The organism is Paenibacillus graminis (assembly GCF_000758705.1).
In the GTDB taxonomy this organism is placed as follows: domain Bacteria; phylum Bacillota; class Bacilli; order Paenibacillales; family Paenibacillaceae; genus Paenibacillus_AQ; species Paenibacillus_AQ graminis.
In genome coordinates, this window is the sequence record NZ_CP009287.1 from 6,044,677 (window position 1) to 6,062,323 (window position 17,647).

At 47.1% G+C, this 17,647-nt stretch carries 5 protein-coding genes; all 5 read right to left on the minus strand.

All coding sequences use genetic code 11. The features are described from left to right. Positions 1-13: 13 nt before the first annotated feature. Positions 14-12,049 (minus strand): non-ribosomal peptide synthetase, encoded by a 12,036-nt coding sequence (locus PGRAT_RS26150; protein WP_025704894.1) that lies wholly within the window; start codon positions 12,047-12,049, stop codon positions 14-16. Between the two features lie 27 nt (positions 12,050-12,076). Continuing rightward, the gene (locus PGRAT_RS26155; protein ID WP_025704895.1) at positions 12,077-14,695 is read right to left on the minus strand and encodes a non-ribosomal peptide synthetase; all 2,619 of its coding nucleotides are present in this window, start codon (positions 14,693-14,695) and stop codon (positions 12,077-12,079) included. Positions 14,696-15,228: 533 nt separating this feature from the next. Next, a complete protein-coding gene (locus PGRAT_RS26160; protein ID WP_025704896.1) occupies positions 15,229-16,221 on the minus strand; it encodes a TolB family protein in 993 nt (330 codons plus the stop codon). A 149-nt stretch (positions 16,222-16,370) separates the two neighbouring features. Next, positions 16,371-16,775 carry a hypothetical protein gene (locus tag PGRAT_RS26165; RefSeq protein WP_025704897.1) on the minus strand — a complete coding sequence of 135 codons (405 nt, stop codon included), beginning with the start codon at positions 16,773-16,775 and terminating at the stop codon, positions 16,371-16,373. Between the two features lie 12 nt (positions 16,776-16,787). After that, positions 16,788-17,510 (minus strand): AAA family ATPase, encoded by a 723-nt coding sequence (locus tag PGRAT_RS26170; RefSeq protein ID WP_025704898.1) that lies wholly within the window; start codon positions 17,508-17,510, stop codon positions 16,788-16,790. Positions 17,511-17,647: the final 137 nt, after the last annotated feature.

The window sequence follows — 17,647 nt, forward strand, 5'->3', positions numbered from 1 at the left end:
GCAGGATGATAGATCAAAAATTGAAATCGGCGGCTTCTCTTCTGTTCGGCTTATTAAAGACATTCATCAGCTTCAGCTTCTCTTCTTGGCTTAATACTTCAACATCCCCGGCCTCAATTTGCGGGCACGCTGTTACTTGGCCGATTATAGCCAGCAGATAACTTTCCAGAATGCTGATCGTCTCCTTGTCATAAGCCAGCGCATTATACACAATGCGTATAATAAAATCCTCCCCCGGCTCGATGATGATACTGAAGTCATAATTGGTATGCTCAAGGATTTCGCACCCGGCAATTTGAAATCCGTATTCCATCTGCTGCCCGTCCATGTCCCTTATTTCCCGGTCCAGAGGATAATTCTCGAACACCATCACATGATTGATCAAATCCCGGTGCGACCAAGCCTGGATATCGGATAAAGGAACATAACCATATTGCTCAGACGAGATGAAGCTGCTCTGAATTTCGCCAGCAAGCTCGTGGAATGTCTTGCCGCTTAATCTGACACGTACAGGAATGGTATTTATAAACAGGCCTACCATCCTTTCGATGCCTTCAATTTCCGGAGACCTGCCTGAAATGACTGCTCCAAAGACTACATCCTCCGCATTGTCGTATTTAGACAATAAAATCCCCCACACAGCTTGGAAGAAGCTGTTTATCGTGATCCCGCTGCTGGAGGCAACATGGGTGACGGCTATCCTGACTTTCTCCTCCAGCTTGATATCCAGTACTGCCAAGCGGAATTCTTTGGACGTCCCTTCCTTGGGTAACAATTCTTTATATTTATAGTCCTCAAGGTACCGCATCCAGTAAACTTTGGCTTCTTCCTTGTTCTTGCCCGCCAACCAATCCAGATACAAACGGTACTGATGAGTTTCCAAGCTGGGCCGAGACCCGGCGTTGAGCTGTTTGTAATGCTCCAACATATCTTTCAATACAATCCCGATACACCATCCATCCATCAGAATATGATGAAAGCTCCATAGCATTTGATAAACACTGTCACCGGTCTTCAGCAAGATGGCTCTCATCAGCGGGCCTTGTACCAAATCAAACCTTTTCTCCCGGTCCAGCGCCTTTAATCTCTCCACGTGTTCCATCTTTTCACTGGACTCCATGTGCGTGATATCCTCGAATTCGAGGCGGAAATCGCTACTCCCCAGAACAATCTGCAGGGGTCTATGAAGTTTTTTGTAGACAAAGCGGGTTCGCAAAATATCATACTTACCCACGATCAGTTTGAAGCTTTCGTTCAATAACTCCGTAATAATGTCACCCTTTAGATCTAAGATACATTGTTCGTAATAAGCGCCGGAGCGCTTGTTCTTAAGCGCATGAAACAGCATGCTTTCCTGCATCGGAGTCATGGTGTATACATCCGTTATGCCTCCGGGATAAAGCCGGTTTAAATCATCCAGCTCCTCAAAGGTCAACTTCTTGTAAGTCAGATCGGAGGGTGAGCGCTGAATCCGTTCTTGCCCGGTACAATGCGAGATAATTAGCTTCAGAGAATTCAACAGCAATTCCGCAAACCGTGACATCGTTGTCTCATTGAACTGTCCGGGATTGTAATCAACCCTAATTTCGACACGATTTCCCACGATCATAGCGTTAATGTCTATGGCATAAGGCCTGTGGGATTCCGGGCTTTCCGTTGACTCCATGAAAGTGTTATAAATCTCAAACGTACCATACGATGCCTCATTTCCAAATTGGCCCAGGTAGTTAAAGCTAATCTCCGGCATCACATTAAAGTCCACCGCTGCTCTGAGCTCGGGAGAGGTCAAATATTTGAGAACCTGATACCCCATGCCCTTATTCGGCGTTTGCCTGATCGTTTCTTTTGTGGTCTTAATATGAAGAGGCAGCTCATGGGAATTAGCAAGCTCTAATACAAGCGGGTAGGTCGAAGTGAACCAGCCCACCGTTCTAGTAATGTCCAGATCCTGAATCAGTGTTTCCCTTCCGTGCCCTTCCATATTGATGCGGACACGATCGACATTCGCCCACCCCTTTATGGCGGCCCCCAAAGCTGCAAGCAGCAAATCAAGCGTTTCTGTTTGGTAGGCATCACCCGCATGCCGCAACAAATTCGTCGTTTCTTTCTCCGAAAGAACGATCTTTGTCTGATAGCGGTCCTTTATTTTTCCGTTGCCGGCTTCAGAATCTTTGGGCAGTGCCGGAACGGCAATCCGGTTGACGTCCGTCCAATAGGCTAATTCCTGCAGCAGCATTGGTGAGTTGGCATAAACCTCAAGCGCTTCGGCCCACTTCTGATAGGAGTCCGCTTTTTCAATTAGTCCGGCTTCCTCACCGTTATCCAAGCTCAGGTAGCAGCTCGCAAAATCATCCAGAATAATTCTCCATGACACGCCATCAACAACAAGATGATGAATAACAATTGCCAAATAATCACCGTTTGTGGTTTGATATAGCCCCAGCTTGAGCAGCGGTCCTTTTTCCAGGTCGATACCCTCTTGAATCGTTTTTATGCCGGCATGCATCAGATCCGTATGATCATCGCACGCAGTCAAATCCGTGACCTCCAATGAGAAGAGTTCCCCTGCCAGCCCCCTGTTGCTTTGTTCAACTCCAGCCTGGCCTGTATGCCTGTAAACCATTCTAAGAGCGTCATGATGCTCTGTGATCCTTTCGAAGGCCTGCCTGATAAACTGCGCGTCAAACCTTTCATTGTGCAATAAAATGGATTGATTCCAATGATGCATTTCCGCAAAATTTTGCTCAAAAAACCATTTTTGAATGGCGGTCAGCTTCACGGGGCCTTCAATGGTTCCCTGATTATGGCGCTTAATATTTTGCTTTACGAACGGGCTGATCCCCTTGATATTCTGATGCAGAAAGAGCTCTTTCACCTCAAGGCTTAACCCGTACTTCTTCAGCCGTGACACGATCTGGATGGCTTTAATGGAGTCCCCGCCCAATTTAATAAAACTGTTGCCGGTGCCCACCCTATTTATCCCAAGCACCTCTTCCCACACCAACGCCAGCTTTTCTTCAATGAAATTCTGCGGAGCTGAATACGCTTCTTCCATCTGGAACGACTCGAATGAATCGGGAAGCTTTTTTCGGTCTACTTTGCCGCTCGCCGTTAAAGGAATGCTCTCCATCTGCACAAAAAATGAAGGTACCATATGCCTGGGCAGCAGTCTAGAGAGGCTTTCCCTTAATAATTCGGAATTCATTGGAAAGTCCGCGGTATAGTAGGCACATAGATATCGGCTGTCCGTTGGGCCTGTTCTAATAATGACTGCCGCTTTATTGACGCCTGGCTGCTTTACCAGTTGGTTTTCGATTTCACCAAGCTCAATCCGGTGGCCTCTAATTTTCACCTGATCGTCCATTCTGCCCAGGAATTCAACATTTCCATCCTGCAGCATCCGTACTAAGTCACCCGTTCTATACATCATTCCGCTTGTCCGGAACGGATCGGGAACAAATTTTTCACGCGTCAGTTCCTCACGGTTCAAATAGCCGCGGGAGACGCCGTCCCCTGCTATGCACAGCTCGCCTGGAATACCAATCCCCTGTAATTTTCCATTCTGATCCACGACATACAAATGGACATTGAAGATTGGCCTCCCTATGGGTACCGGATTTCGCAGATCTTTATCCGGGTAGTAACGGTAAAATGTGCAGGCAACCGTTGTTTCGGTCGGGCCGTAAACATTGTAAACTTCCACATCCTCCGCCAGCCGGGAGAAGAACTTTTTGGCGTAAAATGGATCAAACGCTTCTCCGCCAATGATAAATTTTCTGATTTTAAGCCGGCTCAGGTCATATTCACCCAGAATTTTTAAATGTGAAGGGGTCAGCATAATAAAATCGACCTGATTATCGATTACTACAGCTTCAAGCAGCGATTCATAACTTACACCGGAATAAATAAATACCTTGTTGCCGGAGATAAGCGGGATATAGATCAGGGTAACTGACAGATCAAAGGCAATGGAGGAATAGAGCGGAAAATCAACCGCTTCCCCGTGTACATACGTTTTGTCTCCCCACCATACATAGTTCGTCAGGCCCTGGTGTCTGGTCATGACCCCCTTCGGGAAGCCGGTTGATCCGGATGTATAGATGATATAAGCCAGATCATCCGGTGAATTCACAGATACTGGATTGCTGTCGTCCCCGCAATACCATTTACTGGATGCAGCATCGATGACCACCCCCTGAAATTGGCATTTTTCCGCCAATCCCTTATGGGTCAGCATGATTTCCAGATTGCTGTCCTTGATGATAAAGTTAATTCTCTCCGATGGATAAGTCGGATCAATGGGGACATAAGCGCCCCCCGCTTTCATAACCGCGAACAAGGAAATAATCAGCTCAAACGAATGCTCCATTAGAATTCCTACTGTCGTATCGGGTTTTACTCCATTACTTCTTAACATCCAGGCCATTTGATTCGCCTTGCGGTTAAAGTGTTCGTAGGTGATGCTTTCGCCTTGGTGAACAAGCGCCACAGCACCGGGTGTTCTTGCCGCTTGCTCTTCGAACAACTGATACACAGTTTTGCCGCCGGGGTAAGCTGTTGCTGTATCGTTAAATGTATAGATGAGCCGGTCAGTTTCCTCCTTCGGAAGTAAATCGATGTCGGACAGCAGAACATTGCAATTCTCCACAACCGTTGTCAAAATACGGAGGAATCTTTCCGACATCCTGATGATCGTGGATTCCTCAAACAATTTGGCGCAATATTCAAAATTAAGCGTCAAATTCTCACTGTTCTCTATTACCTCTAGAATGAGATCGAACTTTGCAACATCGTTTTTGAATTCGTAACCATTCAGCCTGATATCATCCAGATGTACATCCGGAACAGCTAAATCCAGGCTCTGCAGAACAAACATGACATCGAACACGGGATTTCTGCTTATGTCTCTTTCGATGCCCAATTTGGATATGAGTTCCTCAAAAGGATAGTCCTGATTCTCAAAAGCCTTTAACGTATTTTCCTTTACCTCCAATAAAAACTCCTGAAAGGTCTTGTGCTTGGCCGGTTGATTTCTCATCGCCAGTGTATTTACAAACATCCCTACCATGTTATTGGTCGAATAGTTAAATCTGCCGGCAACGGGTGACCCGATAACGATATCTTCCTGGTTGGAGTACTTGGACAGCAAAATGTTATATGAAGCCAGCAGCAAGGTATATAGCGTCGTTTTCAACCGGTTCGAGAGCACTTTTAAACGCCGGGTTAAGTCCGAATCCAATGTAACTGAATAACAAGCTCCATCAAAGCTTTGCACGGCAGGGCGGGGAAAATCCAGAGGCAGGGTTAAAGACGGGACATCGTCCGATAACAGCTGCTGCCAGTATTCCCCTTGCAGCCTAATCCTTTCATTGTTCAGCATTTCGTTGTGCAGTGCCGTATAATCCTTGTATTGAACCTCTAGTCCAGGAAGATTCTCCCCGCTATACAAGGAAATTAAGTCATTACATAGAATATTGGCCGATATTCCATCGGCAATAATATGGTGCATATCCATAATGACAATATGTTCATGATCAGATCTGGATACAATATGGACTCTGAACAGAGGTGCTTGATTTAATGAAAAGGGCAATATAAACTGCTTAACCAATTCCGGTTCATCCTCATCCTCCGCAATACCGTAGGAGATGCTGAACGGGATATCATCATGAATGACCTGAACAGGCTCATCATGCACAAGCTCGAACGATGTCCTTAGCGGCTCATGCCTTGTAACAAGCCGTTGAAAGGCTTCCTCCATCCGTCCAGGATCAAGCTTCCCCTCTACATGTAGGACGCCAGTAATGTTGTATGCAATCCCGGTCTCTCCCATTTGTTCAATCGCAAACAACCTTTTCTGGGAAGAGGATTGCGGATACCAATCCTTTTTCCCAAGTGGCGTGATCTCAGGGAGACATGATTTCCCCGCACCGTTAATCGCTTTCGCAAGTCCTTTCACGGTCGGATGCTCAAACAACATTCTCAGCGAAATGTCAGTACTAAATTCCTTCTGTATGCTGAAAGCCAGCAGAGAGGCTTTTAACGAATTCCCCCCAAGCTCGAAAAAATCGTCATTGGTGTTGACCGGTTCAACGTCAAGCACATTTCGCCAGATTTCCGCCAGCCTTTTTTCGGTCTCATTTTCAGGAAGCATGATCTCTTCCCGCAAGGCCTTATTCTCATCAAAAGCCGGCAGCAGCCTTTCGTTGATTCCCCCCTCTGAATTCAGCGGCATTTCATCTAAGACCATGAAAGCGGTAGGAATGAAATTCCCCGGGATTCTGGAGAGCAAAAACTTCTTCATTTCCCTAACCTTCGGAATGGAAGTCCCCCGTGGTGTGATGTAGGCCAGTATTTTTTGGTCCTGCTGAAAAGTACCGGAAGGTTTAACCGTTACTGCAGCATGTCCGATTAGTGGATGAAGCCCCAATTGTTCCTGTATGGTATCCAAATTAATCATCCGGCCATTTTGGGACATGAGGCGGGAATGATGCCCGATGACCTTTATTTCAAAATCTGCTGTATACATAGCCATAATCCCTGTACTCGTGCATGGTTGCTCCGCAAGAAGCGACGGTTCGGTTAGCCTTGCCAAATACACCTCACCCGGCACGCCTACAGGCGAAGGGTGCATATCCTTATCCAAGATTGCGAAGAAATCAGCCTTATCCCATGCAACCCCATATTTATCCAGATCAGCCCGCAATGCCGCCGCTTGTTCAGTTCCCCTTGTCCGAAGAATCTTCTCTTCTTCCAATGAAAGCAGAGAGATTTCCTGTAATTTCTGGTCAGGTTGGAGAACCGCCAGCAGAATTCGGTTGAAATAATTAGCCCAACCCGTGATTATCTGTGTATCGAACAAATTTGGGTCATATTCAAAATCAATCATAAGCTCATGATCAAGCTCGACAATATTCATACTCAGGTCATATTTCGAGTAACTAACAGGCGATTGAAGAAGCTCGACGTCCATCCCCGTGAAATCAGGCGTTTCTAACGACTTATCCATATTAAACATCGTATTGATCTGCGGAGGATGAACGGAGCCGTCCATGGAATGCAATTCCTTCATAAGTGATGCATAAGAGTAATCCTGATACTCATAGAGTTCCAATAATTCTTCCATCATGTAGGAAAGATACTCCCGGAAGGTCATTTCAGGATTGATTGTAGTAGAGAAAGGAAGAATATTCAGGCAATAGCCGACTAAGTGCTTTTGCCCCATTTGCATCTGCCCTGCAGTAGGAATCCCGACAACCAGTTCCTTATGATTGGAAATCCGATACAACAGCACCTTGTATGCGCTCAATAAGACTGTAAAAAGTGACACTTTCATGCTTTGGCTAACCGCCTTCAGCTTTGCGGTCAACGGGATATCAAGTACATACCGGTGTCTGCTGCCTTTTCGTACTCCGGCGGCATCCCTGATCCTGAATGAATGCAGCTCAAATGCGGGGGTTTGTACAGAAAACTTGTTTTTCCAATAGGCTGCTGCCTTTTCTTTTGGTTGGGACTCCAACATTCGCTTTTGCCAAATGGCGTAATCGGAGAAGGGTGTGGGAGTCGGCAGCAGAGAGCGCGTGCCCGTACATTCGGTTGAGTACAATGCAGCAAGCTCCTGCAAGAAAACAATCAATGACCAGCCGTCTGCGATGATATGATGGGCGGACAGCGCCAGCAAATACTCATGTCTGGCTGTAGCCAGCACCCGAAGCCTGATTAACGGCCCCATTACAGAATCAAAAGCAGCTGCGTTTTCCTTCAAAAGCGCTTGATTAATCGCTTCATCACCCAAGGCGCTATAGTCTGCCAAAATGTCAGCAAAAAAAATGTCTGCATTTGCATGACTTGCAACTATTTGCTCATTCCCGTCTGCGCTTATGGTTGAGCGCAAGCTTTCGTGACGGTTCAACACTTTATGATAGGCAGTTTCAAGCGCAGCCTTATTCAGCTCTCCCCGCAAATATAAACCAACGGTCTCATGGTGTACGACACCATGGGTGTCATTTGAATGAATGACCAGGCTGATTTGCTGCTGCTCTTCGGTTAATTTGAGAACTTGGGGTGCCCTGGTCAAGCTCTCCCGGGGAGGTCCGGAGGGCAGCGGCTTTGGCTGATACCCGCCCCTTGGCCGGTTATCCGGACCCGGGAGGAAACCCGCCGCCTGCATTTCCCCGATGCTTTGCTTAACGGCATCAACGATATATTGAATATCCTCGTCCGTGTGGGCTGTGGAGATAAAGCAATTTCTTCCTTCCCAGATGTAAAGGCCTTTGTTAAGCAATAAATAATAAAAGAGCTCCAGATCCCCGCGCAATACGAACCTGAACAGCGATCCAAAATGAACAACATCCACAGGTACATTCTGCTCCCTGAAATAGGTGTTCAATTGATCGGCAAGCCGGGCAGTACGAAAATTGAGATTGGCCTGCAGCTCCGGCCCCATTCTTTCGAGATGGGTCAGCACAGCCAATGCTGCGTTCATGGCAAGGGGATGCTGGCAGAAGGTTCCCGCAACAAACGTTCTGCGTTCTTCATGAGCCGGCTGTGAATCATCGTAAAATTTCCAGGCACCTCCATCAATACCATTCATAAACCGGTCTGTTCCGGCAACTACACCGATTGGCAGCCCGCCGCCGATGACTTTGCCATAGGTAGCCAGATCAGCCTTAATATCAAACAGAGCCTGTGCTCCTCCAGGGTGCATCCGAAACCCTGTAATGACTTCGTCAAAAATGAGCGCAGTTCCTGACATAGAGGTTATTTCTCTGATCTTTTTCAGAAATTCTACCGGCTGAAGATCAGGTCTGCGGCTCTGCACAGGTTCCACCAAGACTGCCGCCAGCTCATTTGCATGAGCTTTAATGATTTCTAATGCCACAGCGGTTCCATAATTAAGCACTATGATGTCTTCGACCATGTTGTGATTGATACCGGGAGCAATAGGCTGTGCACCTGCATTCACAGATCCTCCCATTGCCAACACGCCGTCGAATGTACCATGATACGACCCGGAGAACAGGACCACCTTGGAACGTCCTGTCGCAGCGCGGGCCAGCCTTAGTGCCACCATAACGGCTTCAGTTCCCGAGTTGAAGAATGCGGTTCTGTCTGTCCCTGTAAATTTACAAATCAGAGCAGCGACCTCTCCGGCAGTTTGGGATATGGGACCAACAGCCATGCCTCTTTCCAATTCCCGTTGAATCCCATCATTGATAAAAGGCACATTATGCCCGAACAGATTCACTCCGAATCCCATTGTCAGATCAACATATTCGTTCCCGTCAATGTCCCAAATCCTTGATCCGGAAGAATGATCCACAACTATTTGGTAGACGATATCTTTCCAGTATGGACGAAATCCCGCTACATTTCGATTATTGGCCAGAACATATCGGTAATCATCGGTATGCTTCTGAGAACCTGCTGTTTTGTGAGTATAAGCGGATATAAAGGAATCCAAGAACTGCTGCTGTATTGCCGAAAAGTTAGTGGAGGCCTTCAACGGGATGTGCTGGTAAGGAACAAACGCTCTTTTAGTCTCATTAGCAGCTTCCGGATCGGGGCTATGGCCTTTGCTTCCAGTGCCGGCCTGAAGTGGTTGTACTGCCTTTAGTCTGCCTGCCGGCCCCACAGTGGACGGCTCCTCTTCCGGAGTTCCTAATGCGTGTAAAAGCTCCAGTTGCTGGGACATCACCTGCAACTGCTTCTCCATTACGCTTTCTACAGCAGACAAATTAGCAGGACTCTTATAGCTGGACTCTTCACGTTGGCTTGCCTGCCTGTCCATAAGTGGCATTTGAATTGCCGCTGCTTGCTCTTGAAGACCAACGGCTGCCGCCGCCTCCTGATAACCGGATGGTTCCGGCCCGGCATTTAGGGGAATCAGACTTACAAGATAATCCCCAATAGAATCGATGGAGGACAACTCTTCAAAAAACATTCTCATCGGCACATCAATATCAAACTGCTCTTTAATGGCATGCCTGGAGCTGGTCAGCAGGATGGAATCAAGCCCCATCTCCAGCAGATTTGTATGTATGTTAATATCGCCCGGCTCCAGTCCGGACACCTCACTAAATATATTCTTTAAACTATTAATCACATGGCGTTTATTCTCGTTATGATACATGTCGGCCAGGGTCTCCTTTCGATTGAAATTGAGAGCCATTGCGGGTTCTTCATGGTGTTTTTGACGTGTATCCGGGAGCCTGATCCAGCAGCGCTTTCTCTCAAAGGGATAGGTGGGAAGCGGTACGATCCGTCTTCGTTCGCCCGTGTACACAACAGTCCAATCAGTGCCTTCCCCGTTGGCATATGAGCTGCACAATGAATGCAGGAATTCCGAACCCGGTTCCGGCATCCCGGAACCGGATTGTTCCCAGGCTCCTGAATTCGCCAAAGAAGAGTGGGAGTAGATTCCACCTTTACCGATTTCGAAATTGTCCGGTGAAAGACTCACTCTGTTAAGTTTAGTGATCAAATCTTCCAGATTCTCGGCAATTATCGCCAAACGGTAACTGTAATGCCCCCTTCCAATATTGGATGTATAGCAAATATCCCGAAATTCCGCCGCATCAGCACCGGCCAAATAATTGATATAGTCCCCGATTATTTTCTCCAGAGATAGAGGGTTCTGGGCTGAGAGGGTAAGTGCAGCCGGACGCTGGTCTGCCTTAATCGGACTATCTTTCCGCAACGGCGCTTCCTCCAGCACCACATGGCAGTTCGTTCCGCTCATCCCAAAAGAGCTGACACCACATCTTCTTGCAAAACCTGCCGGATTCCAGTCGGCCAACCCGGTATTGGGGTATACGGGAGAATCTATAAAGTTAATATTTTGGTTGGGTTTCTCAAAATGAAGGGTCCCGGGTATTTTTTTGTTGTGCAGGGATAATGCCGCTTTGATCAAACTGATAATTCCTGCTGCGTAGTAGAGGTGTCCAATATTTGTTTTTACCGAGCCAATTGCACAAAATTGCTTTTTATCCGTATATCTGGAAAAAGCCCGCTGAATTCCGTCAACCTCGATCGGGTCGCCAATTTTGGTCCCTGTACCGTGGGTTTCAATATAGGTGATGGATTCCGGTTCAATCCGGGCCTGTTTCCACGCATTCAAAATCAGGGATTCCTGTGCAATGACATTCGGCGATGTAATGCCAATCGATTTCCCATCTTGGTTGGCAGAGCTTCCCTTAATTGTGGCATAGATATGATCGCCGTCCTGCAGCGCTTTCGCAAGAGGCTTCAGCACAACGGCACCAACACCTTCTCCCTTGACCGTCCCATCTGCGCGGTCATCAAATGTCTTTACTTTGAAAGTTGGTGATTCAATTCCTACTTTTGGCTGATCCTGCAAGGGGAACAGGTCCAATTGTATGCCCCCGGCTATTGCCATTTCACAATCATTATTCATAATGGATTGACACGCCAAATGAACGGCAACCAATGAAGAGGAACACGCCGTATCCACCATGAGACTCGGACCTTTAAGATCAAGCATATAGGATATTCTGCTGGCGGTGACGGGGGACAAATTCCCGGCGACCGAGGGAACGAAAGAATCGGGATCGGCTTTTTCAATCATTTGCCGGTATTCATGCTCGCCGCCGGAGCCTACGTAGACTCCCGTCCTGCTACCGGTCAGACGCTCTCCGCCATATCCGGAATTTTCAATCGCAGTCCATGCGGTTTCAAGAAAAAGCCTCTGGTAAGGGTCCATCAGGCTTGCTTCCTTTGGAGTAATCCGGAAAAACGAGTAATCGAACTTATCGATTTCCTCCAAATAGCCGCCTTGTATAAATCCCGGACTTTCTGCAGCACCACAAAATTTCAGGTATTGCTCAACGTCGCTTCTTCTTTTTTCCGGAAACTCTGAAATATGGTCTCTTCCGGCGCAAAGGTTGTCCCAAAACTGATCTATATTTTCAGCTGAAGGCAGCTTTACCGCAATTCCAATAATAGCGATATCATTATTGCAAGCGCTTTCCACTTGTACCAAAAGATTTATCGCCTTCTCCTCAGGGATATCCAGCAATTTTTTGATCACAACAGGGTCCTCCTTAAGCTGTCTTTCTTACATAACACCCAGTGGTTTATGATCCTTCGCAAACCGGTTAACAACTCCATACAACGCTTGAGCGTACCGCTGGATAAAGTTAAGCATGGGCTCGCTGCGAACCTCATTTGAATTGAATTCGCACACAAAATGAATTCCGTTATGATCCTCATTGAATTTCAGTACTAAATCATACACGTCAAGCAAATTTCCGGCCGATAGATTCAAGTGCTCCTTACAGATAAAAGGAACTACGCTGTTCTTTTTATGGATAAAAAATCTGCTTACATCCTGGATATGATAGATTTCCCTAGTTCCGGGTTTGACGGTTTCGTTAGCCAATGTAAATAAGTCCTCCAACCGGTCGATTTGAGCGAAGTCAGCCGTAAACGGCACTACCCAGCCGCTTCCATCCATCATTGTTTGAACCTCTATCCGGGCAGACGGAGACAGCTCATACAACAGATAAACGAACATCGACAGAAGAATCGATTCGTGTTTCAGATGCTCCGCAGCAGCGATGTGCTTCAACTGACTAGTGAATTCATGATCAACTGAAAAGCTGAGTGTCCTGCTCAAACCGTCTTCCTCTTCCGCATGAGAGCCGTTCTTGAAAAATTCCTCCGGCAATTCCAAGGCTCTGATGTGAACGCTTGCATTAATGTCACTGCCGTCCTGCAGGATCAATCCGGCCAATTTACTGATGGAAGGATATCCGAATAAGTCAGTTAAAGTGATCTTGCCAGGATATTCACGATCAACCTGTTCAAACATTTGAGCCAGCAAAGTCGAAGTTCCGCCAATTTCAAAAAAGTTATCTTTAACACCAAGCCTGTCATTGCCGAGTACGTTAGCCCATATGCTCAGCAGTGTCGCTTCCACCGTATCCTTCGGCTGATCTGCATCGATTCTGGAGGTTATTGTATTCGTGACCTTCTCCATTTCAGCCAGCAATCCTGTAAATTGTCCCTCCAGGAACAAGCTTTTCATTTTATATCTCTGCACTTTTCCGCTGGTCGTTTTTAGTATCTTTTTGACAGGGATGATATGCCGGACATGTATGCCGACTTTAAGATTCAGCTGTTTTCTCAATTCTATCGCCAGAGGTACAAAAGTTTCTGGTTTGTCTTTATAGTTCACAAACAGAATCACTTCCTCCGTTGCCAGCTGCTCGTTATAAACACCGCACGCTGCAGTAACCCCGATTCTGGTTCCGGTAAATTCCTCTGCCACCCTTTCAATATCCTGCGGATAAAAATTCTGGCCATTAATAAAAATAATGTCCTTCTCTCTGCCGGTTACAATAAGGCTGCCGTCCTTCATAAATCCCAGATCGCCTGTCCTGAGCCACCCATCCTTGGTAAATACCTTCCGGGTAGCTTCCTCGTTATTGTAATAACCGTTCGTGACATTGTTGCCCTTGATTTGGACATGCCCTACCACGCATTCATCCAATACCCGGTCTTCTTCATCACACACCCTTACGAAGCAATTCTCAATAGGGTTACCCAAATCTACCAAGGAGACAATATATTCCTTATCCTTGTGGTTTTCTTCAACAATTTGGACACGGCTACCTGTATTGATAGAGCTTCTTACGATGTTATAAGACGTAAATTCATGTCCGGGCTTGTAAAGAGTTACAGCAGCCGTCGCTTCCGCCAAGCCGTATCCGGGAAGGAGCGATGTTCTAGGCAGGCTGAACTTATCCATAACCTCAAGAAACTCGTTGCATAGCTTGGCGTCAATGGGTTCGGCTGCGTCAAGCAACACCCGGACATTTGATAAATCCCATTCGTAGCTGCATTGTGAACGGTAGAAAAAGGTCAAAAAGTACTTCATTCCAAAATTGGGGGACGCGATGACCGTGGATTTTAAATCACTCGCTTTTTTGATCCAAAGTGTCGGCCGTCTGATAAAGACCCATGTTGGCAATAAGGATTGTCTGCCTCCGCAAGTCAGCGGGAGCAGGTGGAAAACGATCATCCCCATATCATGGGTAAGCGGCATCCAGCTTAAGAACGAGTCGTTTGCCGAGTAATTTCTGCTCTTCTTGAGATCATAGAGATTTGTAAGCAAATTATCATGGGTCAATGTGACCCCTTTGGGGTCTCCCGTTGTTCCGGAAGAAAATTGGATAAATGCAATATCATGAGATTCAGGGCTGCAGAGTACGACATCTTCCGCCCCGGAATATTCGAGGGTTTCCGTATGTATTGTGCGATTGGCAATGGACGAGGCGAAACGGTAAAAATCCGTTTGGTGTGCGGTTAAATCCGGTTTGAGCAATGATTTTGAATCCGTTATCAAAAATGGGCGATGAAGAACATTCCAAATTTTTATCAGCTTATGCTTATGCTCGTCATTATTCCCCACATTGACAGGTACAGGGATCATGCCTCCCAATATACACGCCCAAAACGCGAGAATAAAGGTTTCATTATTTTCAATTTGAAAGATGACTTCATCTCCGGACTGAATCCCTTTGCTTCTCAAGAATCGTAAAGCTCCGGTGGCTCTTGTATACATCTCCTTGTACGAATAATAGTTGTGTTCGTTATCCCCATTGATGAAAGTAATCCCTTTGTGAGCATCCTTTGACCGGGCTATAAGCATTTCAACTAAACTCTTATACATTACTAGCCTCCTAATAATTATCATTTATGTAAGAGATCAAATGTATGTGTTGAATAATTTATCACATGAGTTGTATTTGTTCAACAGAATTATACAAAATAATACATCCATTTGATATATTTGTGAAATCGGCATTTTAGGTGCAAGATTACAGCAAATCAAATTGTATATTTAAACAGCAAGTGTTAACATATCTTTAATCATCGGAACGAACAGAGCCGCAGAAGCAAGGGAGGCGTCCCAGTTGCAAACATAAACACAACGGATCAAATCGTTATTTCCGGACATGCTCAAGCTCGGGAACAGGCATGCCAAAATTTGACACCAAAAAAATGATAACGTATTCATAATCATGTTAAAGGTCAGTGGAACCTTTCTCAGCCCGCTAATGGATAATGCAAATACTCAGACAGCATTTGGTGAAACCCATATTCCATCCTTACAATTAAACCAACGTCCCCCGTTAACTCAACAATTTTTCACAAAAAAAAAATGGCGCCCAATCCGGTCGCCACTTCAAAATGATATTCATTTTAAGTGCAGATGTTCTCCGGAATCCTTCTGACGCGAGGTGACCATTGCAGGGCGGTAATCCGGCCGCCGCTGAGGACGTTCACCGGAACCGGCTCCCTGATATCGGCAATCCAGAGCTGGCTTGCGCTTTCTGCACCTGCACATCCCGATAAATACGCGATTTGGTCACCTTCCGGCGACCAGCTGACAGGAGTGGCGAAACAGCCGGAAGCCGCCAATGTCCTTTGATTCTGACCGGTTCGGCTGTCGGTTTGGATGAGAGAATAGTAATCCGGCTCTTTATAGACGGTCGCGCTGTAGGCGATGCTCCGGGAGTCAGGGGCCCATGCCGGAAAATAATTTTTGGCAAGGGGGCCGCCCTCCAGTGTATAGATGGTGCCGGTGGCCAAATCCACCGTCGAAATGATAGAAATGCTCGCACCGGGGAACGTATACAGCGCGAACGTTCCGTCCGGGGAAATCCGCACGTCATGGAGCGGTCCGTCCGTATTGTGCGTGATTTGCCTCCGGTCTGTGCCATCGGCCCGGATGCGGAAGAGCTGAGTGAGGCCGGTGGAATCCGGAGCCGCGAACAGAAGTTCCTTGCCAGAAGGGAACCACTGGACATCGCTGGCTCCCGGCTCCGGGATGGCATAGCTGCGATGTGAGAACGTATCATAGACGACAATTCGCCCGTTTTTGACGTACGTTAGAAACCGGCTGTCCGGGGACCAGTCCAGCAGCGTGTAAGGTTCGATTTGGTCGATCCTGGCCACGGCGAGTGTGGCAGTATCCAGCAGATAGACCACATTGCCAATGCCGATGAAGGTGATTCTCCTGCTGTCCGGCGACCAATAGGGAATGGAAAATTCCGCACCAAGCCCCTTTGTAAGTTGAAAATTAAGACCTTCTTGCGGCCGGTACAGCCAAATATCGAACGCTCCTCCGCGGTCCGAAGTGTAGGCAATCCACCCTCGATTGTGATCATAAGGAACAGCTTGCACGGCCAACATCCTCTCCTGAATCATCTTATATATCAGAAGTATTCAGCGGAGGGCGGTCAGGCGACAGTCCCGGACTTCCATTATCCAATGTACTTGTACAATAAAGGCTTCCTGAAGATTTGCCCTATCTGACGGCTAGACCACCGGCATATTTAGCGTTAATAGCAATCTTGCTCCAGCGCCGTATCGTCATTGCCAATCGTCAATTCCGAGCTCCCGGATACCGACTCCGTATATCCACAGACGATAACTTCCTTCGTCTCCTTCCGGGAATCGGTATATTTCAGATAGATGGCCCCTTCGCCAATGAAGCTCAAATCGGGGGTGATTTTTACCGTCTTCCCGCTGGGGATCTCTTGGGTAAACGTATCCCTGGTGTCCCCGCTTCGAATCCCCGTTTCTACCGAAACAATATCATAGTCGGACTGATTATGTACCGTTACTGTGAAGCTGCTCATAAAATTGAACAGGTCTGGCAGTGCCTTTAGCACAGGCCAGCCCGCCCAAATACCGGTCAGCAACGTACAGGCGGCGGCCAGCGGAATCACGGTCCGTTTGTTCATTTTTATAACCACCTAATCGATTAGTTCTCTCAGTATTCCTTGCGGATTGTTCAAAAAAGCTTTCGTCAGCAAATAATGCTCGGTAGATTCATAAGGTGTTTGGGTCAGCCCCTCTTCACTGAGCACATAAATGTCTGCTCCCGGATAGGCAAGAAGAATCGGTGAATGGGTGGCAATAATGAACTGGGAATTTTGTTTGACCAGCTGATCCATTCTTGCAATCAGGGAAAATTGCCTGGAGGGAGACAAGGCCGCTTCGGGTTCATCCAGAATATAAAATCCATCCCCCCAAAAGCGGTGCAGCAGCAGCGACATAAAGCTCTCGCCATGCGACTGCGCATGCAGCGACTTCCCCCCATAGCTCTGCGCTGCAGCCAGCTGATCCACTTCGGTAGCAACATTATAGAAGCTCTCTGCCCGTAGGAAAAATCCGTCCTTTGGACGCCTTGCTCCCTTAACCAACGTCATATATTCATAGAGTTCGGAGTGGGACGCCTGTGTAGAAAAGTTGAAATTTCTGGAACCGCCTTCCAGATTGAAGCCGAAGTTTGCAGCAATCGCTTCCAGCAGGGTGGACTTGCCTGTTCCGTTTTCCCCCACAAAAAAAGTAACCTTGCTCTTAAAATCAATCTGATGAATATGGCGGATGACGGGCAGGCTGAACGGATAACGGCGGGGCTTCGGGATGCTGCTTTGATTGATTCTGGCTTGCCTTACATACAGATCGGAGATCATGTGTTCCACTCCCTTCAATCAAACATCCCCTTTATCATACCGGGTTCGCCCCGCCTTATCAATTTTAGATGCAATCCGGAAGGATCTTGAAATTAGGATAAAAAAAAGAGCAGCCCAGCGGCCGTTTCATTCACGGC

What these genes read in the sequence shown, in the direction of transcription:
- PGRAT_RS26155 (WP_025704895.1), bottom strand. Translation starts at nt 14,695, where the DNA reads ATGTATAAGAGTTTAGTTGAAATGCTTATAGCCCGGTCAAAGGATGCT.
- PGRAT_RS26160 (WP_025704896.1), bottom strand. Translation starts at nt 16,221, where the DNA reads ATGTTGGCCGTGCAAGCTGTTCCTTATGATCACAATCGAGGGTGGATT.
- PGRAT_RS26165 (WP_025704897.1), bottom strand. Translation starts at nt 16,775, where the DNA reads ATGAACAAACGGACCGTGATTCCGCTGGCCGCCGCCTGTACGTTGCTG.
- PGRAT_RS26170 (WP_025704898.1), bottom strand. Translation starts at nt 17,510, where the DNA reads ATGATCTCCGATCTGTATGTAAGGCAAGCCAGAATCAATCAAAGCAGC.